The organism is Aureimonas sp. AU4 (assembly GCF_001463765.1).
GTDB lineage: Bacteria > Pseudomonadota > Alphaproteobacteria > Rhizobiales > Rhizobiaceae > Aureimonas.
The window spans coordinates 10,712-35,296 of the sequence record NZ_BBWK01000034.1; the positions used below are offsets into that span (position 1 = coordinate 10,712).

22 protein-coding genes are annotated in these 24,585 nt (G+C 70.5%); 13 read left to right on the forward strand and 9 right to left on the reverse strand.

Annotated features, from left to right (window positions below; genetic code table 11):
- The first annotated feature begins 188 nt into the window (after positions 1–188).
- Positions 189–2,846 (forward strand): transglycosylase domain-containing protein, encoded by a 2,658-nt coding sequence (locus AUL35_RS11080; protein ID WP_062014763.1) that lies wholly within the window; start codon positions 189–191, stop codon positions 2,844–2,846.
- A gap of 69 nt (positions 2,847–2,915) precedes the next feature.
- Here AUL35_RS11080 and AUL35_RS11085 read toward each other — a convergent pair whose 3' ends face one another.
- The 4 genes from AUL35_RS11085 to AUL35_RS11100 are packed head-to-tail and all read right to left on the reverse strand — an operon-like array spanning position 2,916 to position 5,408.
- Entirely contained in the window at positions 2,916–3,935 is a 1,020-nt protein-coding gene (locus AUL35_RS11085; RefSeq protein ID WP_062014765.1) for a DUF3618 domain-containing protein, read from the reverse strand.
- Positions 3,932–4,324 (reverse strand): phage holin family protein, encoded by a 393-nt coding sequence (locus AUL35_RS11090; protein WP_062014767.1) that lies wholly within the window; start codon positions 4,322–4,324, stop codon positions 3,932–3,934. The genes AUL35_RS11085 and AUL35_RS11090 overlap by 4 nt, the downstream gene beginning before the upstream one ends.
- The gene (locus tag AUL35_RS11095) at positions 4,321–5,205 is read right to left on the reverse strand and encodes a hypothetical protein (RefSeq protein WP_062014769.1); all 885 of its coding nucleotides are present in this window, start codon (positions 5,203–5,205) and stop codon (positions 4,321–4,323) included. Before AUL35_RS11095 ends, AUL35_RS11090 begins: the two co-directional genes overlap by 4 nt.
- Positions 5,206–5,225: 20 nt before the next feature.
- On the reverse strand, positions 5,226–5,408 hold the full coding sequence (locus AUL35_RS11100; RefSeq protein ID WP_062014770.1) for a hypothetical protein: 183 nt from the start codon (positions 5,406–5,408) through the stop codon (positions 5,226–5,228).
- Positions 5,409–5,627: 219 nt separating this feature from the next.
- Between AUL35_RS11100 and dnaK the strand changes: the two genes are divergently transcribed.
- The 6 genes from dnaK to AUL35_RS11130 all read left to right on the forward strand — a co-directional run bounded on the left by dnaK (position 5,628) and on the right by AUL35_RS11130 (position 12,158).
- Complete coding sequence (dnaK, locus tag AUL35_RS11105; RefSeq protein WP_062014772.1) at positions 5,628–7,556, forward strand: molecular chaperone DnaK; 1,929 nt, start codon at positions 5,628–5,630, stop codon at positions 7,554–7,556.
- 224 nt (positions 7,557–7,780) lie between these two features.
- Positions 7,781–8,884, forward strand: a complete 1,104-nt coding sequence (locus AUL35_RS11110; RefSeq protein ID WP_244493742.1) for an acyltransferase — start codon at positions 7,781–7,783, stop codon at positions 8,882–8,884.
- 187 nt (positions 8,885–9,071) lie between these two features.
- Entirely contained in the window at positions 9,072–10,220 is a 1,149-nt protein-coding gene (gene dnaJ / locus AUL35_RS11115) for a molecular chaperone DnaJ (protein ID WP_062014851.1), read from the forward strand.
- Positions 10,221–10,305: 85 nt separating this feature from the next.
- The gene (locus AUL35_RS11120; RefSeq protein WP_062014774.1) at positions 10,306–10,932 is read left to right on the forward strand and encodes a class I SAM-dependent methyltransferase; all 627 of its coding nucleotides are present in this window, start codon (positions 10,306–10,308) and stop codon (positions 10,930–10,932) included.
- The gene (locus AUL35_RS11125; protein WP_062014776.1) at positions 10,929–11,471 is read left to right on the forward strand and encodes an NADPH-dependent FMN reductase; all 543 of its coding nucleotides are present in this window, start codon (positions 10,929–10,931) and stop codon (positions 11,469–11,471) included. Before AUL35_RS11120 ends, AUL35_RS11125 begins: the two co-directional genes overlap by 4 nt.
- Before the next feature lie 63 nt (positions 11,472–11,534).
- On the forward strand, positions 11,535–12,158 hold the full coding sequence (locus tag AUL35_RS11130; RefSeq protein WP_244493743.1) for a DUF308 domain-containing protein: 624 nt from the start codon (positions 11,535–11,537) through the stop codon (positions 12,156–12,158).
- Positions 12,159–12,161: 3 nt separating this feature from the next.
- On the opposite strand, the gene AUL35_RS11135 is transcribed toward AUL35_RS11130, so the two are convergent.
- A complete protein-coding gene (locus tag AUL35_RS11135) occupies positions 12,162–12,926 on the reverse strand; it encodes an SDR family NAD(P)-dependent oxidoreductase (protein WP_062014777.1) in 765 nt (254 codons plus the stop codon).
- A gap of 154 nt (positions 12,927–13,080) precedes the next feature.
- Here AUL35_RS11135 and AUL35_RS11140 point away from each other — a divergent pair, with 154 nt between their 5' ends.
- From AUL35_RS11140 to AUL35_RS11160, 5 genes are all read left to right on the forward strand, one after another.
- Positions 13,081–14,271, forward strand: coding sequence for an ABC transporter substrate-binding protein (locus AUL35_RS11140; protein ID WP_062014779.1), 1,191 nt, complete (start codon positions 13,081–13,083; stop codon positions 14,269–14,271).
- Positions 14,272–14,274: 3 nt separating this feature from the next.
- Positions 14,275–14,940, forward strand: a complete 666-nt coding sequence (locus tag AUL35_RS11145; protein ID WP_062014781.1) for a DUF1345 domain-containing protein — start codon at positions 14,275–14,277, stop codon at positions 14,938–14,940.
- 43 nt (positions 14,941–14,983) lie between these two features.
- A complete protein-coding gene (gene hrpB / locus AUL35_RS11150) occupies positions 14,984–17,485 on the forward strand; it encodes an ATP-dependent helicase HrpB (protein WP_062014783.1) in 2,502 nt (833 codons plus the stop codon).
- Between the two features lie 71 nt (positions 17,486–17,556).
- Entirely contained in the window at positions 17,557–18,942 is a 1,386-nt protein-coding gene (locus AUL35_RS11155; RefSeq protein ID WP_156417943.1) for an ActS/PrrB/RegB family redox-sensitive histidine kinase, read from the forward strand.
- A 99-nt stretch (positions 18,943–19,041) separates the two neighbouring features.
- Positions 19,042–19,581, forward strand: coding sequence for an ActR/PrrA/RegA family redox response regulator transcription factor (locus AUL35_RS11160; protein WP_156417944.1), 540 nt, complete (start codon positions 19,042–19,044; stop codon positions 19,579–19,581).
- 210 nt (positions 19,582–19,791) lie between these two features.
- On the opposite strand, the gene AUL35_RS11165 is transcribed toward AUL35_RS11160, so the two are convergent.
- Both AUL35_RS11165 and AUL35_RS11170 read right to left on the reverse strand, forming a co-directional pair.
- Complete coding sequence (locus AUL35_RS11165; RefSeq protein ID WP_062014787.1) at positions 19,792–20,298, reverse strand: MmcB family DNA repair protein; 507 nt, start codon at positions 20,296–20,298, stop codon at positions 19,792–19,794.
- A gap of 80 nt (positions 20,299–20,378) precedes the next feature.
- Positions 20,379–20,786, reverse strand: a complete 408-nt coding sequence (locus AUL35_RS11170) for a MerR family transcriptional regulator (protein WP_062014789.1) — start codon at positions 20,784–20,786, stop codon at positions 20,379–20,381.
- 241 nt (positions 20,787–21,027) lie between these two features.
- On the opposite strand from AUL35_RS11170, the gene AUL35_RS11175 reads away from it, so the two are divergent.
- Positions 21,028–21,819, forward strand: a complete 792-nt coding sequence (locus tag AUL35_RS11175) for a L,D-transpeptidase (RefSeq protein WP_082666268.1) — start codon at positions 21,028–21,030, stop codon at positions 21,817–21,819.
- Between the two features lie 90 nt (positions 21,820–21,909).
- On the opposite strand, the gene AUL35_RS11180 is transcribed toward AUL35_RS11175, so the two are convergent.
- Both AUL35_RS11180 and AUL35_RS11185 read right to left on the reverse strand, forming a co-directional pair.
- The gene (locus tag AUL35_RS11180; protein ID WP_062014791.1) at positions 21,910–22,359 is read right to left on the reverse strand and encodes a YqaA family protein; all 450 of its coding nucleotides are present in this window, start codon (positions 22,357–22,359) and stop codon (positions 21,910–21,912) included.
- A gap of 39 nt (positions 22,360–22,398) precedes the next feature.
- The gene (locus tag AUL35_RS11185) at positions 22,399–24,579 is read right to left on the reverse strand and encodes a malate synthase G (RefSeq protein ID WP_062014793.1); all 2,181 of its coding nucleotides are present in this window, start codon (positions 24,577–24,579) and stop codon (positions 22,399–22,401) included.
- Positions 24,580–24,585 lie beyond the last annotated feature (6 nt).

The window sequence follows — 24,585 nt, forward strand, 5'->3', positions numbered from 1 at the left end:
TTAACGCCCCGTTAATTCGCCGCATTTAAGCTTCACCCGGTCAGGCTGCCGTATCCGTTCAGGCGCGGCGCAGCGGACCGCCTCCGACGAGCTCCTTGGCGGAGCCGGAGGATCGAGGGTCCCGCCGTCCTGCGCTCCTAAGGGGAGATCGGCGCGCCGGGCGGTGAGCTTCAAGGGGAAAACGGCGCATGGCGTTCAGCCGCAACAAGGGCAGGATCGAGCCGACCTTCGGCGCATCGTCGGCGGACGACGACAGCGTCGTGCGCGTGTCGGCGGACGATCGCGCCGTGATGCCCATGGCTGCCGCCTCTTCCCGCAAGCGCCCCGTGATCGAGGGAACCGCGCGCCGCGAGCCCCCTGTCTCCCCTTCCCGCGACCTCGGCTCCGGCCGGCGCAGCGGCAACGGCTCGGGGAGCGGCAACGGCGGCGGTGGCGGCGGGCGTGGTCTCGGCGGCTTCTTCGGCGGCGGTCGCAAGCGGCCGCGCCGCTCCTTCTTCGGCCATATCGTGCGCCTCTGCCTCATGCTGGCGATCTGGGGCGGCCTCGCGGGCTTGGCGGTGCTCGGCTACTTCGCGGCCAAGCTGCCGCAGGAAGCCTGGGCGATCCCGGCCCGCCCGCCCAACGTCAAGATCGTGTCGGTCTCGGGCGATCTCCTGGCCGATCGCGGCACGACCGGCGGCGAGGCGGTCGCGCTCGACCAGATCAGCCCCTACGTGCCCAAGGCCGTGCTCGCCATCGAGGACCGGCGCTTCTACTCGCACTGGGGCGTCGATCCGCTCGGCATCATCCGTGCCTTCTCCGAGAACATGGCGGCGGGCGAGACCGTGCAAGGCGGATCGACCCTGACCCAGCAGCTTGCCAAGAACATCTTCCTGACCGCCGACCAGACCCTGCAGCGCAAGGTCCAGGAGGCGATCCTCGCGCTCTGGCTCGAGCACAAGTTCACCAAGGACCAGATCCTCGAAATGTACCTGAACCGGGTGTATTTCGGATCGGGCGCGACGGGCATCCAGGCCGCCGCCCGGCGCTACTTCGACAAGAACGCCGCCGACCTGACCCTGCCCGAGGCCGCCACCATCGCCGGCCTCCTCAAGGCGCCCTCGCGCCTGTCCCCGGCGCGCGACCCGGAGGCCGCCGCCGCCCGCGCCGCCGTCGTGCTGCAGGCCATGCTCGACGAGCACGCCATCACGCAGGCCGAGTTCGAGGCGGCCAAGGCCGCCAAGCCGACCAAGGCCCGCTCCTTCTGGACCGGCGCCGAGCACTACGCCGCCGACATGGTGATGCGGGACCTGCCGCTCCTGGTCGGCGAGATCCACGAGGACGTGGTGGTCGAGACCACGATCGACCTCGGCCTGGAGAAGAAGGCCGAGGCTGCGATCCGCAAGACGATCGACGGCGCCAAGCAGAACGTCAGCCAGGGCGCCCTTGTCTCGATCGACGGCACGGGCGCGATCCGCGCGATCGTCGGCGGGCGCGACTACGCCGAGTCGCAGTTCAACCGCGCGGCGGACGCCAAGCGCCAGCCCGGCTCCTCGTTCAAGCCCTTCGTCTACGAGACCGCGCTGGAGTTCGGCGTGCGGCCCGAGACGGTGGTGAACGACGCGCCGATCCGCATCGGCAACTGGTCGCCCTCCAACTACGACAACCGCTTCCGCGGCGAGGTCAGCGTCGCCGACGCGGTGGCGAAGTCCCTCAATACCATCGCCGCCAAGCTGACCGCCGATGTCGGGCCGCAAGCCTTGATCGACACGGCCAAGCGCATGGGCATCAACTCGCCGCTCGTGAACAACGCCTCGCTGGCGCTCGGCACGTCCGAGGTCTCGCTGCTCGAGCTGACCGGCGCCTACGCGCCGTTCGCCAACGGCGGCTACCAGGCCACGCCGCACCTCGTGAACCGCGTCACCACCGCGTCGGGCAAGGTGCTGTTCGAGCGCGACGACGCCGTGCCGCCGGTGATCGTGACCTCCGACATCGTCGCCATGATGAACGCCATGCTGGAGCGTGTCGTCTCGTCCGGCACGGGGCGCCGCGCCGCGCTGAAGGGCTGGCAGGTCGCGGGCAAGAGCGGCACGACGCAGGACTTCAAGGACGCTTGGTTCGTGGGCTACACCGCGAACCTCACCACCGGCGTCTGGCTCGGCAACGACAACGGCGCGCCGATGAAGCAGGTGACCGGCGGCTCGCTGCCGGCCGACGCCTGGAAGAGCTTCATGACCGCCGCGCACGAGGGCCTGCCGCCCATGCCCCTGCCCGGCAACTACCGGATCGGCGACCCTGCCAACATCCCGGTCGCCAACAACGCGCAGGACCGCATCATCGGCTACGACGCCGCCGGCAACCCGGTCTACGAGAACACCGAGCTTCCGGGCGGGGCACCGGCCGACGACGGCTTCTACGACGCGCCGGGCGCCTCGACCGGGGCGCCGCTGCCACCGGCCGGCCAGATGCCGCGCGCGGAGCCCGGCGCTGGCTTCTACGACCAGGAGCAGGTTCCCGTGGCCCGCGGCGAGGCGCCCCCGGTCCGGCGCATCCCGGACAACCGTCGCGCGGTTCCGCAGGACGACTACGCCGTCGCGCCGGCCGATCCCTATGGCGACGATCGCTACGGCGGCGCGCCGCCGGTCTACGATGCCCCGGCCGACTACGGCGAGCCGGCCCGCATGCGCCCGCCCGAAAACGTCGGGCCGGCGCGCGTGGTGCGGCGCGGCGACCTGCCGCCGGACGCGGTGCTGGAGGGGCCGGCACGCCGCGTGTCGCCGGACCAACTGCCGCCGGACGCCGTCCTGGAAGGTCCGGTCGGCGGACGCGAGAGCGACCGCTCCCTGTTCCGCGGCTTGTTCAACTAGTCTCGACGTGGAGAAGCCCCGGCGCCTTTCGGCGCCGGGGCTTTGTCCTGCCGACGAAGCGTCTTGGCCTCAGGCGAGACCTTCCTTGCGCGCCTCGTCCTTGGCCGTGCCCACGGCGGCGCTCGCCACGGCCGATACCTTCTGCGCGAGCGTCTCGCCCTCGCCGGTCGGCTTGAGCCCGTGCTTGTCGGCCTCCGCGTTGCCGGCATCGAAGGCGCGCTCGGCGACGTGGGTCGCCTTGTCGAGCGTCTCGCGGCCCTTGCCGATCGCCTCGTCGCGCAGACGGTCGCGCGTCTCGCCCAGCCACTCGTCTTCCGTGCGGGTAGACGGCAGGGCCGCGCCGATCGCCGCGCCGACGGCCACCGCGATGGCGCCGAGGATCAGCGGCTCGTCATGCAGCGTGTCGACGATGGTGCGCTGGGCGCGACGGCCGAGGTCGCCGACCCGCTCTCCGGCATGGGCCGCGGTGCGATAGCCCGCGCGGCCGGCGTCGTAGGCGGCGTCGCGCACGTCGTGGCCGAGGCGGCTCGCGCTGTCCGACACGTGGCCGGCCGCCGAGGAGAGACGATCCCCCGCCGCATGAGCCGCATCGCTGATCGACGAGCCGGCATGGGAAAGGGTGTCGGCCACGCTGGAGCCTGCGCTCGACAAGCTGTCGCCGACGCTCGATCCGGCCGATGACAGGCGCGCGCCGATGCCGGGGCCCGAGGAGCGCTCGGCTCCCTCAAAACGGTTGTCCCGGTCGTCCTCGCGCCAGTGGTCGGTGCCCCAGTCGCGATCCGTGCTCCAGTCGCCCCGCCGGTTGCGGTCGGCGACGGAAAGGGCCCGCGAGCCGGTGTCGCGTACGCCCTGTCCGAGCAGCAGCCAGGCGATGCCGGCGCCCACGAGGCCGAGCGCCAGCGGGTTGTCGCGGACCTGCCGGTTGAGGTTGTTCACCATCTCCGCGCCCTGCCCGTTGCGGACGTAGGACGCGACCTCGTCCACGATCTGGCCGGGGGTGAAGCGGTTCTTCAGCGATTCCAGCGTCGAGTCGAGCTGGCCGCGCCGCTCTTCGGCCTCGCGGGCCAGACGTTCGGTTTCCGAGCTCATAGCGTCTTCTCCTTCACGAGGCGCCCGTCCTTGCCGAGCTGGTCCAGGGTCCGGTCCGGGGTGATGCTGAGGGTTTCGAGATCCTTCTTGCCCTTGGCGAGCAGCATCGCGCCGATCACGGCCAGCACGATGCCGACGATCAACGCCGACCACCCTGCGCCGACGACATGGGCGAGAGCGATGACGAGCGCCTGCGAGAGCACGATCAGCGCGACGAGGAGGCAGATGCCGCCGGCCGCCAGCGATCCGCCGCCGACCTGGAGCTGCGAGACCTTGTCGGAGATCTCGGCACGGATCAGCCGGCCTTCCGTGCGGAAGAGCTCGGTGGTCTCGCGCAGGAGATCGCTCAGGAGATCAGGAACCGAACGTTGTTCGCGGTCGAGGCTCATCGGGCGTTCTCCTCGTGACCGGGAAGCTTGGTGGTGTCGGTGGAGCCCGAAGCGCCGGAGCGGTTGAGCTGGGAGTCGCTGGCACCCGTCTGGTAGGCGCCGCCCGTCACCGTGCCCGCGGACTGCGCGCCGCTGCTCGATCCGCTGGGGCTCGAGAAGCTGGCGGAGTACGTGGACGACGCGCCCGCCTGGGACGTGCCGAAGGAGGAGGCGCTGCCGGAAGACGACGAGCCGCCCGAAGGGCCCGAGCCGAAGCCCGCCGCCGTTCCGGCGCGGCGATCGCGCTCCTCGAAGGAGCCGTGCGAGGCGGACGATCCGCTCGTGTAGGCATTGCCGCGCATCGCATCGCTGCGGTCGCGTCCGTCGAAGCCGCGCCCGTAGCGGTCCGCACCATGGGACCCGGCGGCCGATTGTCCGCGCCCGTGGTCTGACGAGGCGCGAGCGAAGCGGCCGAGCGCGACGCCCGCCAGCGTCGCGCCGATCAGGAAGGCGGCGGGCTGGCGGCGCGCGAAGTCGGCGACCGACCCCGCGATCTCGGGAATGCTGCGGCCCTTCAGGGCATCGGAGGCCTGCTCCAGGCCGCCCGCCACCTGGCGCACGAGGCCGGCGCCCAGCGACTGGTCGCGGTCGCCGAGTTCGTCCGAGGCGCGTCGGATCGCGGCGGCGAAGTCCTCGAGGCTGCTCGCGGCAGCGGACTTTCCGTCCTCGGCCGTGGCGCTCGCGCGGTCCTTGGCCTCCGACAGGGCCGACTGCGCGCCGTCGCGCAGCTTGGCGCCGGCCGAGCCGAGTTCGTCGCGGGCCGATTGCGCCTCGCGGTTGAGGGCGTTGCTTGCGTCACGGCCGGGCGTGCCGCCGCTGCCCGTATCGAAGGTGGAAGACATGGTGAAGACTCCGGGTCGGTTCAGCGCAGGCCGAGGAAGGACAGGATGGCGAGAACCACCACGATCAGGCCGATGAGGTAGATGATGTTGTGCATGGGGCGTCTCGCCTTGCTCGTCCGGTGGGTTTGGTTCCGACGCCGCGACAGGACGACGCCGTTGCCGTGTCGCCTGCTAACCGGCCACGGGCGAGAGGGTTCCACCACCGGAGCGGGTCGCGGCGGGCGAGGCGTCGGCCGGGTCCGTCGAAAAAGGGCGGTCGGCGGGCGTCTTGCACGGCCGAAACGCCGTTCATATATAGCCCGCAGCCCCGGTGGTCCGGCCTTTCGAGCCGGGTTTCCGGCCCCCATTCATCCCAAGGTGCCGCCTCGCGGAACGCCTCAGCAGAGGGTCCGGGCGGCACGCTCGAAAAGGAGAGTTTTCGTATGGCGAAGGTGATCGGCATCGATCTCGGCACCACCAACAGCTGCGTCGCCGTCATGGACGGAAAGACCGCCAAGGTGATCGAGAATGCGGAAGGCGCACGCACGACGCCCTCCATGGTGGCCTTCTCCGACGACGGCGAGCGCCTCGTCGGCCAGCCCGCCAAGCGTCAGGCCGTGACCAATCCGGAGAACACCCTGTTCGCGGTCAAGCGCCTGATCGGCCGCCGGTTCGACGACACGGTGGTCGCCAAGGACAAGAATCTCGTCCCCTACAAGATCGTCAACGCCTCGAACGGCGATGCCTGGGTCGAGGCGCACGGCGAGAAATACTCGCCCTCGCAGATCTCGGCCATGATCCTTCAGAAGATGAAGGAGACCGCCGAGGCCTATCTCGGCGAGCGCGTCGAGAAGGCGGTGATCACGGTTCCCGCCTACTTCAACGACGCCCAGCGTCAGGCGACCAAGGACGCCGGCAAGATCGCGGGCCTCGACGTCCTGCGCATCATCAACGAGCCGACGGCGGCGGCGCTGGCCTACGGCCTGGAGAAGAACGACGGCAAGACCATCGCGGTCTACGACCTCGGCGGCGGCACGTTCGACGTGTCGGTGCTGGAGATCGGTGACGGCGTGTTCGAGGTGAAGTCCACGAACGGCGACACGTTCCTGGGCGGCGAAGACTTCGACATGCGGCTCGTCGACTACCTGGCGACCGAGTTCAAGAAGGATCAGGGCATCGACCTGAAGAACGACAAGCTCGCCCTTCAGCGCCTCAAGGAGGCGGCCGAGAAGGCCAAGATCGAGCTCTCGTCGGCCTCGCAGACCGAGATCAACCTGCCCTTCATCACGGCGGACGCCTCGGGCCCCAAGCACCTGACCATGAAGCTCACGCGCTCGAAGTTCGAGGCGCTGGTGGATGATCTCGTGCAGCGCACCGTCGGCCCGATGAAGGCCGCCCTCAAGGATGCCGGCCTGACCCAGGCCGATATCGACGAGGTGGTGCTGGTCGGCGGCATGACGCGCATGCCCAAGGTCCAGGAGACCGTGAAGAGCTTCTTCGGGAAGGAGCCCCACAAGGGCGTCAACCCGGACGAGGTGGTGGCCATGGGCGCCGCGATTCAGGCCGGCGTGCTGCAGGGCGACGTGAAGGACGTTCTCCTTCTCGACGTGACCCCGCTCTCGCTCGGCATCGAGACGCTGGGCGGCGTGTTCACGCGCCTCATCGACCGCAACACGACGATCCCGACCAAGAAGAGCCAGGTCTTCTCGACCGCCGAGGATTCGCAGAACGCCGTGACCATCCAGGTCTACCAGGGCGAGCGTGAGATGGCCGCCGACAACAAGTCGCTCGGCCGCTTCAACCTCGAGGGCATTCCGCCCGCACCCCGCGGCGTGCCGCAGATCGAGGTGACCTTCGACATCGACGCGAACGGCATCGTCAACGTGTCGGCCAAGGACAAGGGCACCAACAAGGAGCAGCGCATCACCATCCAGGCGTCGGGCGGCCTGTCGGACGCCGACATCGACAAGATGGTCAAGGAAGCCGAGGCCAACGCCGACGCCGACAAGAAGCGCCGCGCCGCGGTCGAGGCCAAGAACCAGGGCGAGTCGCTCCTGCACTCGGCCGAGAAGTCCCTCAAGGACTACGGCGACAAGGTCTCCGAGACGGACCGCAAGGCCATCGAGGACGCCATCGCCGACCTGCGCGCCGAGCTCGACAAGTCCGAGGCGGACGCCGACGCGATCAAGGCCAAGTCGGACAAGCTCGCCGAGGCCTCGATGAAGCTCGGTCAGGCCATGTACGAGGCCTCGCAGTCCGAGGGTGCGGAAGGCGCCGAGAGCCAGCCCGGCACCCAGGCCCGGGGTGGCCAGGACGACGTGGTGGACGCGGACTTCGAAGAGGTCCAGGACGACCGCAAGAAGTCGGCCTGATCAGCTCGTCACCGATGAAGCATGAGAAGAGCCCCGGCATCGCCGGGGCTTTTTTCGTTCGAGGCCGCGTTCAGGTTAACGAACGATAAAGGCTTCGTCCGATCGATCGGCCGGCCGGATGCGGGTTATAGGCTGCAACGGCACACTCGTTCCCGGCTATTCCATCACGCCGCTCCGGGGTGACTTGCGCGCCGTCACCGTCGATCGCGGGAGTCATTGCGCGCATGCCGGAACAGCCCATCCACTACCGGATCTTCGACTGCTGGCGCTTCGCCGCGGCGCTGCTCGTGATGGCCTATCACTACCTGTTCTTCGCGCCCGGCACGGACGCCCCGGCGGCGACGGACTTCCTGCACCGCCTCCTGCCGCTCCTCGACATGTTCTTCATGATCTCGGGCTTCCTGATCATGACGCTCTATGCCGGCCGGATGAACACGGTCGGCGACTACGGCCGCTTCCTGCGCCGGCGGCTGGCGCGCCTTTATCCGCTTCACGTCCTGACGCTCCTGTTCTTCGCGGCCGTCGCGGCGGCCGGCGCGGGCGGCATCCTGTCCCTGCACGACCCGCAGCGCTGGACCTTCCGCGACGTGCCGCTCCATCTTCTGGCGATCCACGCTTGGGGCACGACCGACCACCTGTCCTTCAACTACCCGTCCTGGTCGGTCAGCGCCGAGATCTTCTGCTACCTGCTCTTCCCGGTCGTGGTCGTGGTCGCCCGGCTCGGCGGGACGCGCGCACTCATCGCTCTTTTGCTCGCCTGGGTCGCGCTTCTGGAAGTCCTGTCGCGGGCGGGCGTCTTTCCGAGCGGCCACTGGACGAATGCTGACACGCTCGGCGCCTATCGCGCCTTTGCCGATTTCACGGCGGGAGCCGTCGCCGCCTGCCTCGTGGCGCGGCGGGCCTTCCCCGTGCGCTCCCACCTGCCCGGCCTTCTGTCGCTGGCCCTCGCGCTCGCGATGATGATCGCGCAAGGGCCAGTCTATCCGATCCTCGCCCTCCTCTTTCTCGCGATCCTGCTGGTCGGACTGTCCGAGACCGCCCGCCCCCGGTCCACCGCCGTCCTCGCCCCGCTAATGGTTCTGACGCGTGTGTCCTTCGGCATCTACATCCTGCATTCGATCCCGGAGATCGTGTTCCTTTCGTTCGGCTGGCGGCGCGTTCTGGAGCCGGCGGGCTCGGTCGGCTTCTACACGTGGCTTCTTGTTCCAATGCTGGCGACGATCGGCCTGGCGCTCCTGTCCCATCGCTTCGTCGAGGGGCGTCTCGGCCGGCTTCTGTCGGGCGGCCGCAAGCCCGCCTCGCCCGACCTGAGACTGGCGGGAGCCTGACCTCGGAGCCTCCCCGGCCCGCCATCCCGCCCTTTCCCCGGGTGCCCGCCTATGGTAACGGCCGCGCGCAGCCCTTACATGCGCGAAAAGCGCGCCGACGGCCGCCCTCCGGGGGCGGCACGAGGCCACGCGGCCGTTCTCTCGGTCGCGCCCTTGTTCCAGATGCGAGAACGGTGAAGCAGTGTCCGTGAAGGTCGATTACTACGAGACGCTCGGCGTCGCGAAGACGTGCGACGACAAGACCCTCAAGGCGGCGTTTCGCAAGCTCGCCATGCAGTTCCACCCGGACAAGAACCCCGGCGACTCCGCCGCCGAGCACCGCTTCAAGGAGATCGGCGAGGCCTACGAGGTGCTCAAGGATCCGCAGAAGCGCGCGGCCTACGACCGCTTCGGCCATGCCGCCTTCCAGAACGGCGGGGGCGCGGGCGGGTTCCGGGGCGACTTCTCCTCGTCCATGGCCGACATCTTCGACGACATCTTCGGCGAGATGATGGGCGGGCGCGGCGGCCAGGGCCGGCGCGGCGCCGGCGGCCAGCAGAGCGGGCGCGAGCGCGGCTCCGACCTTCGCTACAACATGGAGATCGGCCTCGATGAGGCCTTCGCGGGCAAGACCGCCGAGATCTCGGTTCCCACCACCATCCAGTGCGACATCTGCCACGGCACCGGCGCCAAGGCCGGCACGGCGCCCAAGGCCTGCCCGACCTGCGGCGGCATCGGGCGCGTGCGCGCGGCACAGGGCTTCTTCTCGATCGAGCGCACCTGCCCGACCTGCCAAGGGCGCGGCGAGATCATCGCCGACCCCTGCGGCAAGTGCGGCGGCGACGGCCGGCTGCCCGAGGAGCGCAACCTCTCGGTCAACATTCCGGCCGGCATCGAGGACGGCACGCGCATTCGCCTCGCCGGCGAGGGCGAGGCGGGCCTGCGCGGCGGGCCGGCGGGCGACCTCTATATCTTCCTCTCGGTGCGCCCGCACGAGTTCTTCCAGCGCGACGGCGCCGATCTCTTCTGCAAGGTGCCGGTTTCGATGACCACGGCGGCGCTCGGTGGCACCTTCGAGGTGACGACGCTCGATGGCGCCAAGTCGCGCGTCAAGGTCCCCGAGGGCACGCAGTCCGGCAAGCAGTTCCGCGTCAAGGGACGCGGCATGCCGGTGCTCCGCTCCAACCAGACGGGCGACCTCTTCATCCAGATCTCGATCGAGACGCCGCAGAACCTGTCGCGCCGGCAGCGCGAGCTTCTGGAGGAGTTCGAGGAAATCTCGTCCTCCGAGAACTCGCCGCAGTCGACCGGCTTCTTCTCGCGCATGAAGGAGTTCTTCGAGGGCTTGAGCGAGTAGCGAAAATGTTCTCGGAGCGACGCCTTTTGTCGCTCCGAGACACGTGCCATGATGCGCTGCGGCAACCCCAGATGGAGCAGCGCCGATGTCCAACCTTCGCCCCGACACCCCGGCCGGACGCGAGGAGCGGCGTGCGCGCCGCGCCGACCTCGCCCGCTTCTTCGGCACCTGGATCCGCAAGCCGCTCTCGCTCGGCGCGGTCGCGCCCTCGTCGGCGACCTACTGCGCGACCATGGCGGCCGCCGCCTCCACCCATCTCGACGGACCCATCCTGGAACTCGGACCGGGTCTGGGCGTCGTGACCCGCGCGCTTCTGGCCAAGGGCGTCGATCCCGGCCGGATCACCGCGATCGAGTACGACGCGGACTTCGCCCGGACGCTCCGCGAGCGCTTCCCCCGCGTGGACGTCGTCCAGGGCGACGGCTTCGATCTCGACGCCACGCTCGGCGACGGCGGCGCGACACGCTTCGCCGCGATCCTGATGGCGATCCCCGTCGTCTCGAAGCCCCAGGCCGAAAGGCAGGCGCTCTTCCGCCGCTATCTCGACCGGCTCGCCCCCGGCGGCAACATCACGCAGCTCTCCTATCTCGTGACGCCTCCGGTGAAGCCGGTCGAGGGCGTCTTCGAGGTCTCCTCGACACCCATCGTCTGGGACAACATCCCGCCGGCCCGGGTCTGGATCTACCGCAAGACCCCCGTGCGTCCCCATTGAGCCCCCGCATCCTGATCATGGCGGCCTCGGCACGCTCCGGGTCGCCCGAGACGCAGCTTGCGGGCGAGGCGATGCGGCGCCTTGCGGTCACCGACGCCGTGCTCGCGCAGGTCCACGCCGCCGACTATCCCCTGCCCGTCTTCGACGGGCTGGAAGGCGACGAGGCGGCACCGCAGAACGCACGGCTCCTCGCCGGACGCCTCACGCTGCAGGATGGCCTGGTTCTCGTCACGCCTGCGCGCTGCGCGGGCGCGCCGGCCCTTCTCGTCAACCAGCTGGAATGGATCGCGGCAAGCGGCGGCGAGGCGGCCTTCCGGCGGCTCGTGGTGGCGCTGGCGGTGGTCGGAGATCCGGGGGACGCCGCCCTATGCGCGCAGGAGCTCCGCACGCGCCTTGCGCGTCTGGGCGCGAGCGTCGTCACGCCGACCTTTCCCGTCGCAGCCGAGGACACGACGCTCGACCGCGAGGCGGACGGGGCACTCGACGGCTGGCTTGATGCGTTTCTCGATCACGCCCGGGCCCTTGGTCGCCACGGCTAAAAGGAGGGAGCCGGGAACCCGCTGCGGTCCGCCTCATTTCGCGGGAGCGAAGAGCCGTTTCTCGTGTCTGGAGTGACCAACGTGCCGACCCCTCTGCCGACGCCCACCGACCCGGCGCCCCCGACGGCCTCGATGGTCGAACAGAAGATCCGCCGCCACCTCGGCGACCATTGGAAGAGCTATGCCTTCCAGGGCGGCCTGATGGCGCTGGCCGGCGTCCTCGCGCTTCTGGCGCCGCTCGTCGCGACGCTGGCCTCCGCGATCTTCTTCGGCTGGCTGCTGCTCGTTCTCGGCGTCGTCGGCATCGTGTCGAGCCTGCGCATGCGAGGCTCCAGCGGCTTCTGGTCGGGCCTTCTCGTCTCGGTTCTGGCGCTGGTGCTGGGCGTCATGATCCTGTTCGACCCGTTTGCGGGCGCGGTGACGCTGACGACGCTTCTGTCGATCTACTTCCTCCTGTCGGGCCTGAGCATGCTCTCACTCGCCAACGCCTTCCGTCCATCCACCGCACGCTTCTGGCTGCCGGCGCTGGCGGGCGTCCTCAACATCGCGCTGGCGGTGCTGCTCGTTCTCGGCCTGCCGGGCACCGCGCTCTGGGCGAGCGGCGTCTTCCTCGGCATCTCGCTCCTGTCGTCCGGCCTGGGGCTCCTCTTCGCAGCCCTCGACGCCCGGGGCGCGCGTCGCGCCTGAGCCTCAGACGTGCTGGCCGCCGTTGATGTGGATCTCGGCGCCGTTCACGTAGGAAGCCTGGCCCGAGCACAGGAAGAAGATGATGTCGGCGACCTCGGACGTCTTGCCGAGTCGCCGCATCGGAATGCCTTCCACGATCTTCTCGGTGCCCGGTGACAGGATCGCGGTGTCGATCTCGCCCGGCGCGATGGCGTTGACGCGAATGCCGTCCGGCCCAAAATCGGCCGCCATCTCGCGCGTCAGCGAGGCGAGCGCCGCCTTGGACGTGGCGTAGGCCGTGCCCGCGAAGGGATGGACACGGCTGCCGACGATCGAGGTGACGTTGACGATTGCCCCGTTGGCCGCCGCGAGCTCGGCATGAAGGCCGCGCGCCAGCATGATCGGCGCGAAGAAGTTCACCTGGAAGACATCGCGCCAGACATGCATCGGCGTGCGGATCGAATCCATCCGCGCGCCCTTCTCGGCCTTCGGGCTGATCGCGGCATTGTTGACGAGGGCATGGAGCCGCCCGCCCTCGGCCGCGACGCGTTGGCGGATTTCCGACACGGCGAAGCCCACGTCCTCGGGGTCCGACAGGTCGACGCGGATATGGTCTTCAGGCCCGGCCGGCCACGGGCAGTCGATCGAGAAGTCCTGGCGCGAGCAGGTGATGACGCGCCACCCTTCGCGCGAGAACCGCTTCACGGTGGCGTGGCCGATGCCGCGCGAGGCACCGGTCAGGACCAGGATCCGGCGACCCTCGGAGGAATTGGCGGCGTCGGCGGACATCGGAGCTTCCCTGCTGGCGGCGACGACGGCGGGCGTCCGATCGGTGAAGCCCGGCGCCGTTGATTTTCCGCGTCTGCGCTCCTCTTTAACCGAAGGTCGCCGGCAGCGGCATCCCCCTCGCCGCGTAACTTGAGTTCCGGACCCGACAATCGTCATGACCCTTCTTCGCGCCGCGCCGGTCGTCCTCGCCCTTCTCCTGGCGCCGGGCGGCGCTGCGGCACGCGCCGACGACTGGGCGGCGGTCGAGAGCGCCGCGCGCGGGCAGCGCGTCGAGATGACCTTCGTCGGCGGCGAGGCCGCGCAAGCGCATCTGGCCTGGGCCGCCGGCGAGGTGGAGCGCCTCTACGGCGTGACGCTCGTTCCACGGGCCGCCGCGTCGCTCGCGGAGGCCGCGCGCGGCGTCGAGGCGGATGGCGCGGCTGTGCCCGACCTCGTGGCGACCGGCGGCGAAAGCTTCCGCCGCCTCGACGAGGCGAAGCGCCTGTCCGAGCCCTTCGCGCGGCGGCTGCCGAACTGGCGCCTCGTCGACACGGCGAACCAGCCGGCCGCGCTGATGGACGCGACGCGCCCGACCGGCGGGCGCGAGGTGCCGACCGGCGCGACGCGGCTCGTCTTCCTGGCCGACACCTCCCGCGAGGCCACGCCCGGCGACGCCCTGCCCTCGTCGCTGGAAGCGCTGCGCCTCCATGCGCAGGTCCATCCCGGGCGCATCCCCTTCCCTTCCCCGGAGGATCCGGCCGGACTGATGCTGATCGAGCAGGTTCTCTTCATGACGGCGGAGGAACCCTCGGTCCTGTGGCGTCCCGCAGCCGAGAGCGACGTGGCGGCGGTAACCGCGCCGCTCTGGGCCTGGCTCGACACGCTGCGCGCGGCGAGCTGGCGCGAGGGCGCCGAACAGCCGGACGCGGTGGCGCAGCTTGGGCTGTTGCGCGAGGGCGCGATCGACGTCGCGGTCGCGGCGGATGCGGGCGCGGCGGCGGGTGCCGTCGCGCGGGGCGACCTGCCGGCCGATCGTGCCGCCTTCGCGCTGGAAGGCGGCACGATCGGCGGCGCCGCCTACCTCGCCATTCCCGCCGCAAGCGACGCCAAGGAGGGCGCGATGGTGGTCGCGAACTTCCTCCTGTCGCCCGAGGCGCAGCTGCGCAAGGCCGATCCCGCGATCTGGGGCGAGCCGACGATCCTCGCGCCGGACCGCCTCGCCCCGGCGCTGCGCGCAAGGCTCGCCGCCTTCGCGAAGGCGCCGGGCCAGCCGGCCGGGCCGGGTGTCAACCTCGTGATCCAACCGCTCCATCCGAGCTGGGCCGCCCCTTTGCGCGACGAGTGGCGGCGGCGCTACGGGGGCTGAGCGATGCGTCTAGCCGCCGGCCTCCGCTCGCGTCCCCGCCTTCTGGCCGCGCTCGGCGTCGCGCTTCTGGTCACCCTGGTCCTGCCCGGCTCGCTGCGCTGGTCAACCGTCTCGCTGGTGGCCTGGGACAGTGCGGTCGCGGTCTATCTGGTTCTCGTCGCGCGCATGATGGCCAGGGCCGATGCCGGGTTGATCCGGCGGCAGGCGCGGGCGCAGGACGAGGGGGCGGCCGCGATCCTCTTCCTGACGACGCTCGCCATCGCATTCTCCTTCGTCGCGATCGCCGCCGAACTCCATGGCGGGGGCGGACAGGCGGCCGGGGCCGGCGGCGACCCCTCGCCCTCGCCCCGCAGCCTTGCGCTCGCCGGCATCACGATCCTCCTATCCTGGACCGTCACGCAGGTCACCATGGCCCTGCACTATGCCGGCCGCTACTACGGCGACGCGAAGGCGGAAGGGGGCCTCGACTTCCCCGGCGACGACCGCGACCCGGACTATGTCGACTTCCTCTACTTCGCCTTCACCATGGGCGCGGCCTGCCAGACCTCCGACGTCTCGGTGACCTCGCGGCCCATGCGCAAGCTCGTGCTCGTGCACACCGTGCTCGCTTTCCTGTTCAACACGACGATCCTGGCGCTGGCCGTCAACGTGGGCGCGAGCCTCGTCTGAGGGCGGCTGGACAAGCGCCGACCTCGCCCCCACAACGCCGCCCATGAACCAGACGCGCCAACAGAACCGGGAAGCGGGCGCCGGCATCGCGCTGCACGAGCTGCCGGTCTCGGCCGTCCTACCGGACGTCGAGCGGGCCCTCGCGCAAGCGCCGCACCGGGCCGTTCTCGTCGCCCCGCCCGGCGCCGGCAAGACGACCCTCGTGCCGCTCCATCTCCTCGGCTCGCTGCCCGAGGGGCGCATTCTCCTGGCCGAGCCGCGACGCGTCGCGACCCGCGCCGCCGCCTCGCGCATGGCCGAGCTCCTCGGCGAGGCGCCGGGGCGGACGGTCGGCTGGCGCATGCGGCTCGACACGCGCGTTTCGGCCGCGACGCGCATCGAGGTCGTGACGGAGGGCGTTTTGACGCGCCTGCTTCTCGCCGACCCCGAGCTGTCCGGCGTGTCGGCGATCCTCTTCGACGAGTTCCACGAGCGCTCGCTCGACGCCGATCTGGGGCTGGCGCTGGCGCTGGAGACGGCCGGCGCGCTGCGGCCGGACCTGCGGATCCTCGTCATGTCGGCGACGCTGGACGGCGCGCGCGTGGCGGGCCTTCTCGGCGACGCGCCCGTGATCCGGAGCGAGGGACGCGCGTTTCCGGTCGAGATCCGGCACCGCGCGCCCGAGCCCGGCGCGCGGATCGAGGACGAGGTCACGCGCACCATCCTCGACGAACTCGAGGCGGGTTCGGGCTCGATCCTCGCCTTCCTGCCGGGCGCCTTCGAGATCGAACGCACGGCCACAGCACTGCGCCCCCGCCTGCCGGGCGACGCGATGCTGTGTCCGCTCTACGCCGCTTTGCCGCCCGCCGCGCAGGACGAGGCCATCCGCCCGGCGCCCACCGGACGGCGCAAGGTCGTCCTGGCCACGACGATCGCCGAGACCTCGATCACCATCGACGGCGTGACGACGGTGGTGGATTCCGGCCTCAAGCGGCAGCCGCGCTTCGAACCCTCGACCGGCCTGCAGCGCCTTGAGACCGTGCGCGTGTCGCTAGCCTCGGCCGAGCAGCGCGCGGGCCGCGCCGGCCGCACGGCACCGGGAACCGCCATCCGGCTCTGGCGCGCCGAGCAGAGCGGCGCGCTCCAGCCCTTCGACCGGCCCGAGATCCTGAGCGCCGACCTGTCGGGCCTGACGCTCGACGCCGTCAGCTGGGGCGCGCGCTCGCCGGCCGACCTGCCCTTTCTCGACCCGCCGCCGGCCGCCGCCCTGGCCGAGGCCGTCGCGCTCCTGCGCGATCTCGGCGCGCTCGACGAGGCGGGCCGCCTGACCGCGATGGGCGAGGCGATGCGCCTCCTGCCGCTCGCCCCACGCCTAGCGCGCATGGTGGCGGGAGCCAAACCCGGCGAGGCGCGAAACCTCGCCTCGCGGCTGGCCGTACTCCTGTCGGAGCCGGGGCTCGGCGGCCCCTCGCCCGACCTTGCGGAGCGCCTGCGCCGCTGGCGGGCCGAGGACGGCGCGCGTGCGCGCGACGCCGCGGCCCTTGCCCGGCGCATCGCGGCCTCGGTGCCGGAAGGCGAGGTCGGCTCGCAGGAGAGCGAGGCCGATCCGGCGGTGCTCCTTGCGCTCGCCTATCCCGACCGCATCGCGATCCCGCGCGGCGCGCCGGGGCAGTTCATCCTGTCCAATGGCCGGGGCGCGAGGATCGACGAACGCGACGCGCTGGCCCGCGTGCCCGCGCTGGTGGTGGCCGATCTCGGCGAGAGCGAGAACGCGCCGGCCCGCGTCGGAACGATCCGCGCGGCCGCCGTGCTCGACCGCGAGGCGCTGGAGACGATTCTGCGCGCCCGCGCCGTGGAAGAGGACGCGGTGGTGTTCGACGCCGCCTCGCGCTCCGTGCGCGGACGCCGCCGCCGCCGCGTCGGCCGTGCCGTCCTGACGGAGCAGCCGATCGCCCTTTCCCCCGGCGAGGCGGTGGGGCGAGCGCTGATGGAAGGGGCGCGGAGCCTCGGCCTGCGCGCCCTGCCCTTCGACAACGAGACCGAGCGCCTTCTGCGCCGGATGCGGTTCGCGGCCTCCGCGGAGCCCGACTGGCCGGCGCTCGACGACGAGGCGCTGCTCGCTGGCCTTGAGGGTTGGCTCCTGCCCTTCGTGCCGGGCATCGCCTCGCTCGGTGCGATCACGCCCGGCCAGGTGAGGACGGCCCTCCAGAGCCTCGTTCCGCCCGGCGCGAGGCTCGACGCGCTCGCCCCTTCCCACTTCACCGCCCCCACCGGCAACACGCACCCGATCCGCTACGAGGAGGACGGGCCGGTGCTCGCGATCCGCGTCCAGGAACTGTTCGGGCTGCGGGTGCATCCCGCGATCGCGGGCGGTCGCCTGCCGCTGACGCTGGAGCTCCTGTCGCCGGCCTCGCGGCCAATCCAGATCACGCGCGACCTGCCGGCCTTCTGGGCCGGCTCCTGGCGCGACGTGCGCGCCGACCTGCGCGGGCGATACCCCCGCCACCCGTGGCCCGAGGATCCCGCCGGAGCCGTGCCGACGGCACGCGCCAAGCCGCGAGGCTGAGCCGGCGGCAAAGCGTTGATGCGCCGCATCTTTCCGACGGATCGCCTCGTGCTATCTCCGGAAGGGTCATGATGAACCGCTCCACGACCGCCGAGTTCGAACCGGGTCCGCCCGAATGGCCGGGCCGCGCAGCCGCCGAGCGGCTGCGGCTCGCCACGCTGACGCGCCTGCGATGGTTGTCGGTCGGCGGACAGACGGCGTCCTGCGTCTTCGTCGCCTGGGGGCTCTGGTATCCCTATCCGGTCTTCAGCTGTCTCGCGCTGATCGGGCTGTCGGTCGCGCTCAACATCGGCCTGACGCTGCGCTTCCCGCGCAGCCACCGCCTGACGCCCCGTCTCGCCGCCGTTCTTCTCACCTACGACGTCGTCCAGCCCGCGGCGCTTCTGATGCTGACGGGCGGCGTGCAGAACCCGTTCGCGATCTTCCTGATCGTGCCGGTCGTGATCGCCGCGGCGACCCAGCCCGCCCGGCTCACCTTCGCGCTCGGCCTTCTCGCGCTCCTGGCCGCTACCGTTCTGTCCTTCGCGCATCTGCCGGTGCCCTGGCCGCGCGACACGCCCTTCAACCTGCCGCTTCCCTATCTCGGCGGGCTCTGGCTCGCCCTGGTGACAATGCTGCTCTTCTCGGCCTTCTACGTCTACCGCGTCGCAGCCGAGGCGCGGATGCTGTCCGATGCGCTCGCCGCGACCGAACTCGTGCTTCAGCGGGAGCAGCACCTTTCGGCTCTCGACGGGCTGGCGGCGGCCGCCGCGCACGAGCTCGGCACCCCGCTCGCCACGATCGCCCTCGTCGCCAAGGAAATGGGACGCGCGACGAAGGCGGGCGACCCCATGCGCGAGGACGTCGACCTCCTGATCACGCAGACCGAGCGCTGCCGCGAGATCCTGAAGCGTCTGTCCACCCTTTCCTCCTCGTCGGAGGAGCACATGGCGCGCCTGCCGCTTCCCTCGCTGGTGGAAGAGATCGCCTCGCCCCATCGCCATTTCGGCGTGACGATCCGCGTCGAGAACGGCCGACGCGAGGGATCGGAGCCGGTCATGCGGCGCAACGCCGGCATTCTCTACGGCCTCGGCAACATCGTCGAGAACGCGGTGGACTTCGCGGCGGGCGAGGTCGTGATCGACCTCAGCTGGACGATGGAGCGCGTCGAGATCACCGTGCGCGACGACGGCCCCGGCTTCCCGCCCGAAGTGCTCGGCCGCATCGGCGACCCCTACATGGCGACACGCGAGGCGGGACCGCGCAATTCCGGCGGCGGTCTCGGACTCGGGCTCTTCATCGCCAAGACGCTTCTGGAACGTTCGGGCGCCCGCATTCATTTCGCCAACAGGTCGGAAAGCGACGGTCCCGGCGCGAGCGTCTCCGTATCCTGGCTGCGGGCGGGTATCGACGTGCCTCGCCGCGACGCGGGAGCCTCGGTCATGCCGGAGGATGCCTTCGTCGCACCCTCGCGGTAACCCGCCGAAACGTTGAAAAAACGTGTCACCGTGCCCATCTTCGGCACCGAAGGGAGTGATGTGATGCTGATCGAACACCAAGGCGCGATACCCGCTCCGATGCGGCTTCCCGAGGGCGACCGCTCGATTCTTCTGGTGGACGACGACCGCCCGTTCGTCACCCGCCTCGCCCGCGCCTTCGAGCAGCGCGGCTTCGAGGTGCGCACCGCCGAAAGCGTCAACGAGGGCGTCGCGGCGCTCCGCGCCAGTGCGCCGGCCTATGCCGTCGTCGACATGCGGCTCGGCGCTGGCAACGGCCTCGACGTGATCGAGGCGCTGCGCCGCGCGCGGCCCGACGCCCGCGTCGTGGTTCTCACCGGCTACGGCAACATCGCGACGGCCGTCACCGCCGTGAAGCTCGGCGCGATCGACTATCTCGCCAAGCCTGCGGATGCCGATGAGGTGATCGGCGCCCTGATGCGCGATCCCGACACCAAGGCCGAGCCGCCCGAGAACCCCATGTCGGCGGACCGGATCCGCTGGGAGCACATCCAGCGCGTCTACGAGTTGTGCGACCGCAATGTCTCCGAGACGGCCCGCCGCCTTTCCATGCACCGCCGCACCCTCCAGCGCATCCTCGCCAAGCGCGCGCCGCGCTGACGGGTAGCGCGCGGGGCCGTGGTGGGGCTACCGCCCCGAGCCCTGTCCGGGAGAGAATTCCCGGGCCCTTCTCTTTGATTGGCGACATGTCCCGGACCGGAAAGGGCCAGCGGCCCTCCCCGGTCGGGAAAACCTCTTCAACGAAAGGGGATGCAGGGGAGTCATTCCGCTGCCAGATCGAGGGTGCAGCCTCGTCCTGAGCTCCTGTGCCTACTCGTCCGCGTCCGGCAGACCGCTGAGCGCGGCGCCGTTGGCGATCCATTCGGCGCGCAGGAGGCGATCGGCCGAGAGGCGGGCGAGGCGCAGCGTCAGGGCCTTGCGGGCGGGCGCGCCGAGCCGGTGCTCGGGCGCCTCGCGGATCATCTCCGCGCCGTAGCCGTCGGAAAGCAGGAGCCCGCACTCTTCCGGGAAGATGTCGAGCGGCACGCCGGGATGGGTCGCGAAATAAAGGCGATCGCAGTGGAGGCGGTATTCCGGCCATTTGCGGTCGGCGCGGAAGTCCTCGATCGAGGATTTGATCTCGACGATCAGGACGTCGCCCTTTTCCCCGAGACCGATGAGGTCGGCGCGCCGCCCTCCGCTCAGCGGAATCTCGGGCAGCACCGAGACGCGCATCTGCATGAGAAGGCGCTGCACGCCGCGCCGCACGAGAAGCGCGCGCTCGGATTGGCGCCCGTCGATCAGGGGATCGCGGGCGCGGAGGGACACGAGAGGCATGGCGCAATCGTTAACGCCGATCTCCCATCTCCTTCAAGACCGCCGCCTGCGACCATCCGGCCCGCCCCTTACCCGCACACTCAGGCCGGGCGCGCGATCCGGACGGCGTGTTCGGGCATGTCCTCCAGCACGGGGCAGTCGGGGGCCGGCTCGTTCCCCTCCCGCTCCGCCAGGGCCGCGAGCGTGCGCTTCAGCGAGTGGAGCTGCTCGATCTTGCCGTCGATCTCCGCCAAGCGGCGATGGACGTGCCGGTTGGCCTCCGAGCCGCAGGACGAGGAACCGTAGAGTGCGAGAAGGCGGCGCGCCTCGTCGGTGGTGAAGCCGAGCGAGCGCAGGCGCTGGAGGAAGCGCAGGATATGGACGTCGCGCTCGGCGTAGTCGCGATATCCGTTGGCGGCCCGGGCCGGCGCCAGCAGCCCGACCTCCTCGTAGTAGCGGATGGTCTTGGGTGGCAGTCCGGAGCGCCGGGCCGCCTCACCGATGTTCATGCCAAGCCCCCGGAACAGCAGCCCTTTTGGCCCGTCCATTGTAGAAATGCCGCAGGCGGCGGCCAAATCAACTGTGTCGGGCGGGCAACAAGATTTCCTTAAGCATGACCCGGTCTACTCCGTGCCGTTGCCTCGCGATTCACGGCGGCGTACCAGGGTTGTGGTCCCGCCGCGGGCGCTCTGGTCCGAAGCTACGACCGCCCGGCCGCTCGACCCAACAAGCCGTTCCGGACGCCCGCTCATGACCTCCTCCCGCCTGCCTCTTCTTGGCGTCTCGCTTCTTTCGCTGATGGCGCTCGGCGCCTGCTCGACCACGCAGCGTGCCGCGCTGGCGCCCACCACGCCGCCCATGGCGCAGGCCTTCGTTTCGCCCTCGCCCGCCGAGCAGATGAACTGGGGCGGCCCGCTTGGCCCCGTGGAGCCGACGGCCTATGCTGCGCTGAGCGACGGCGAGTTCACGCTGCCCGCGATCCCGACCAACAAGGTCGATCCGCAGTTCCTGCGCCAGCGCGTCGTCTACAACGGCGAAGGCTTCGAGCCGGGCACCGTCGTGGTCGATACGCGCGCCCACCACCTGTATGTGATCGAGCCGCGCGGCACGGCGATGCGCTACGGCATCGGCGTCGGCAAGGCGGGCTTCGCCTGGGCCGGCGAGGCCGAGATCAAGGACAAGCAGCACTGGCCGAAGTGGTTTCCGCCGGTCGAGATGATCGCGCGCCGTCCCGAGCTCAAGCCCTACGGCAACGAGGTCGGCATGGGACCGGGCCTGAAGAACCCGCTCGGCGCCCGCGCCCTCTACCTCTACCAGGGCAAGAAGGACACGCTCTATCGCCTGCACGGCACGCCGGAATGGTGGTCGATCGGCAAGAGCATGTCGTCGGGCTGCATTCGCCTGATCAACCAGGACATCATCGACCTCTACGACCGCGTTCCGATGAACGCGCGCGTGATCGTGCTCCAGGGCGACGACAGGCTCGACGATTATCGTGGCGGTCGCCGCATCGCCCAAGGGACGATCAAGACCGCCTCGTAAGGCTCCAAGTTTCGAAGCGGGGGACCCGCTGATGGCCGGGCGTCTCGGGGGAGACGTCCGGCCTTTTTCTTTAGCTGAACGCTCGACTTCTCAGCGTGCGCCGAGGCCTGCCAGCGTCGCGGAGGCGAGCGCGACGTAGCGCAACCCCTTGCCGATGCCGACGAGAAGCACGAAGCGGCCGAGCGGAACCTGGAGCGCGCCGGCCGCGACCGTCAGGGCATCTCCCACGACCGGTAGCCAGGTGAACAGAAGCGAGACCTGGCCGAACCGCGCGAACCAGCGTCCGGCGCGCTCGATCTGGCCGGGCGACACCGGAAACCAGCGCCGGTCGCTCTGCGCCGCCAGGAAGCGGCCGCAGACCCAGTTGAAGACGCCGCCGAGCGTGTTGCCAAGGGTGGCCACGGCCACCAGCCACCAGGGCTCCCCCGTTCCGGCGACGAGAAGCCCGACGAGGAGGGCCTCCGAGGAGGCGGGAAACAGGGTCGCCGCCACGAAGGCGCTGGCGAAGAGCGCCCCGTAGGCGGGCAGATCCGCGATCATGCGGGGTGCGGCGAGGCGCCAAGCCTCGCCGCGTCGAGGTCAGGCGCCAAACTGCGCCTTGCGCTCCTGGCGGCGGCGGTGAAGCACCGGCTCGGTGTAGCCGTTCGGCTGCTCGCGGCCCTTGAGCACGAGGTCGAGCGCGGCCTGGAAGGCGACCGAGCGGTCGAAGTCCTGCGCCATCGGTTGGTACAGGGCATCGCCAGCATTCTGCCGGTCGACGACGCCTGCCATGCGCTTCATGGTCTCGAGCACCTGGGCCTCGGTGACGACGCCGTGGCGCAGCCAGTTGGCGATGTGCTGCGAGGAGATGCGCAGCGTCGCGCGGTCCTCCATCAGGCCGACATCGTTGATGTCGGGCACCTTGGAGCAGCCGATGCCCTGGTCGATCCAGCGCACGACATAGCCGAGGATGCCTTGCGCGTTGTTGTCGAGCTCGGCCTGGATGTCCTCCGGGCTCCAGTTCGGGCGGACCGCGATCGGGATGGTCAGGATCTCGGAGAGCTTGGTGCGCGCCTCACCCTCGAGCCTGGACTGGACCGCCGCGACGTCGACCTCGTGATAGTGCGTGGCGTGGAGCGTCGCGGCGGTCGGGCTCGGCACCCAGGCCGTGTTGGCGCCGCTCTTGGGATGGCCCACCTTCTGCTCCAGCATGGCGGCCATCTTGTCGGGCATGGCCCACATGCCCTTGCCGATCTGGGCGTGCCCCTTGAGGCCGCAGGCGAGGCCCGTGTCGACGTTGCGGTCCTCGTAGGCCTTGATCCAGGTGGCGGCGCGCATGTCGCCCTTGCGGATCATGGGTCCGAGCTCCATCGAGGTGTGGATCTCGTCGCCGGTCCGGTCGAGGAAGCCGGTGTTGATGAACACGACGCGGTGGCGTGCCCGGCGGATGCATTCGGCAAGGTTCACCGTCGTGCGGCGCTCCTCGTCCATGATGCCCATCTTCACCGTGTAGGGCTCGAGGCCGAGCGCCGCCTCCACGCGCGCGAAGGTCTCGTCGGCGAACTCCACCTCGTCGGGCCCGTGCATCTTGGGCTTCACGACGTAGATCGAGCCGGCGCGCGAGTTGCGCGGGCCGTCCGTCTTGCGCAGGTCATGCAGGGCGCAGAGCACCGTGAACATGGCGTCGAGAAGCCCCTCGGGCGCTTCCTGCCCGTCTCCCATCAGAACGGCCGGGTTGGTCATGAGGTGGCCGACGTTGCGAACCAGCATCAGCGAGCGGCCGGGCAGCGTGAGCTTCGAGCCGTCGGGCGCGGCGTAGTCGCGGTCGGGATTGAGCCGGCGCGTCACGGTCTCGCCGCCCTTCTGGAACGTGTCGGCAAGATCACCGCGCATCAGGCCCAGCCAGTTGCGATAGACGGCGACCTTGTCCTCGGCGTCGACGGCGGCGACCGAGTCCTCGCAGTCCTGGATCGTGGTGACGGCCGACTCCAGGACGACGTCCGCGATGCCCGCCGGGTCGCTCGAGCCGATCGGCGAAGAGCGGTCGATCACGACCTCGGCATGGAGGCCGTGGGTGGCCAGGAGAAGCACCGTCGGCGCCGCGGCCTCGCCGCGATAGCCGGCGAACTGCTCGGGGTCGGCGAGCGGAACCTGCCGCGCGTCCTCCAGCGTCGCCAGAAGACGGTTCTTCTCGACATGGAAGGAGCGCGCGTCGCTCCACGAGGCGCCGTTCAGCGGCGCGGAGCGGTCGAGGAAGCGGCGCGCCCATGCCACGACGCGCTCGCCGCGCCGGGGGTTGTAGGCGCGTCCGCCTCGTTCGGCGCCGCCCTCCTCGGACAGGGCGTCCGTGCCGTAGAGCGCATCGTAGAGCGAGCCCCAGCGGGCATTCGCCGCGTTCAGGGCGAAGCGCGCGTTGAGCACCGGCACGACGAGCTGGGGGCCGGCGAGGCTCGCGATCTCGGGATCGACATTCTCGGTCTCGACCGCGAAGGGCTGCCCTTCCGGCACGATGTAGCCGATCTCCCGCAGGAAGCTCTCGGCGGCCTCGCCGTCCACGGCGCCGCCCTGGCGCTCGCGGCACCATGCGTCGATCCGCGCCTGCAGCTCGTCGCGCGTCGCGAGCAGCTCGCGATTGCGCGGTCCAAGGTCGTGAAGGAGTTCCGACAGCGATCGCCAGAAGCGGTCGGCCTCGATGCCGGTCCCGGGCAGCGCCTCGTCTTCGGCGAAGCGGCGCAGCTCCTCTGCGACGCGCAGAGAATGGATCTCGCTGTACTCTGTCATGGGGCC

Coding starts and splice junctions, on each gene's coding strand:
- AUL35_RS11080 (WP_062014763.1), top strand. CDS start 189: ATGGCGTTCAGCCGCAACAAGGGCAGGATCGAGCCGACCTTCGGCGCA.
- AUL35_RS11085 (WP_062014765.1), bottom strand. CDS start 3,935: ATGAGCTCGGAAACCGAACGTCTGGCCCGCGAGGCCGAAGAGCGGCGC.
- AUL35_RS11090 (WP_062014767.1), bottom strand. CDS start 4,324: ATGAGCCTCGACCGCGAACAACGTTCGGTTCCTGATCTCCTGAGCGAT.
- AUL35_RS11095 (WP_062014769.1), bottom strand. CDS start 5,205: ATGTCTTCCACCTTCGATACGGGCAGCGGCGGCACGCCCGGCCGTGAC.
- dnaK (WP_062014772.1), top strand. CDS start 5,628: ATGGCGAAGGTGATCGGCATCGATCTCGGCACCACCAACAGCTGCGTC.
- AUL35_RS11110 (WP_244493742.1), top strand. CDS start 7,781: ATGCCGGAACAGCCCATCCACTACCGGATCTTCGACTGCTGGCGCTTC.
- AUL35_RS11120 (WP_062014774.1), top strand. CDS start 10,306: ATGTCCAACCTTCGCCCCGACACCCCGGCCGGACGCGAGGAGCGGCGT.
- AUL35_RS11135 (WP_062014777.1), bottom strand. CDS start 12,926: ATGTCCGCCGACGCCGCCAATTCCTCCGAGGGTCGCCGGATCCTGGTC.
- AUL35_RS11140 (WP_062014779.1), top strand. CDS start 13,081: ATGACCCTTCTTCGCGCCGCGCCGGTCGTCCTCGCCCTTCTCCTGGCG.
- AUL35_RS11145 (WP_062014781.1), top strand. CDS start 14,275: ATGCGTCTAGCCGCCGGCCTCCGCTCGCGTCCCCGCCTTCTGGCCGCG.
- hrpB (WP_062014783.1), top strand. CDS start 14,984: ATGAACCAGACGCGCCAACAGAACCGGGAAGCGGGCGCCGGCATCGCG.
- AUL35_RS11155 (WP_156417943.1), top strand. CDS start 17,557: ATGAACCGCTCCACGACCGCCGAGTTCGAACCGGGTCCGCCCGAATGG.
- AUL35_RS11160 (WP_156417944.1), top strand. CDS start 19,042: ATGCGGCTTCCCGAGGGCGACCGCTCGATTCTTCTGGTGGACGACGAC.
- AUL35_RS11165 (WP_062014787.1), bottom strand. CDS start 20,298: ATGCCTCTCGTGTCCCTCCGCGCCCGCGATCCCCTGATCGACGGGCGC.
- AUL35_RS11170 (WP_062014789.1), bottom strand. CDS start 20,786: ATGAACATCGGTGAGGCGGCCCGGCGCTCCGGACTGCCACCCAAGACC.
- AUL35_RS11175 (WP_082666268.1), top strand. CDS start 21,028: ATGACCTCCTCCCGCCTGCCTCTTCTTGGCGTCTCGCTTCTTTCGCTG.
- AUL35_RS11180 (WP_062014791.1), bottom strand. CDS start 22,359: ATGATCGCGGATCTGCCCGCCTACGGGGCGCTCTTCGCCAGCGCCTTC.
- AUL35_RS11185 (WP_062014793.1), bottom strand. CDS start 24,579: ATGACAGAGTACAGCGAGATCCATTCTCTGCGCGTCGCAGAGGAGCTG.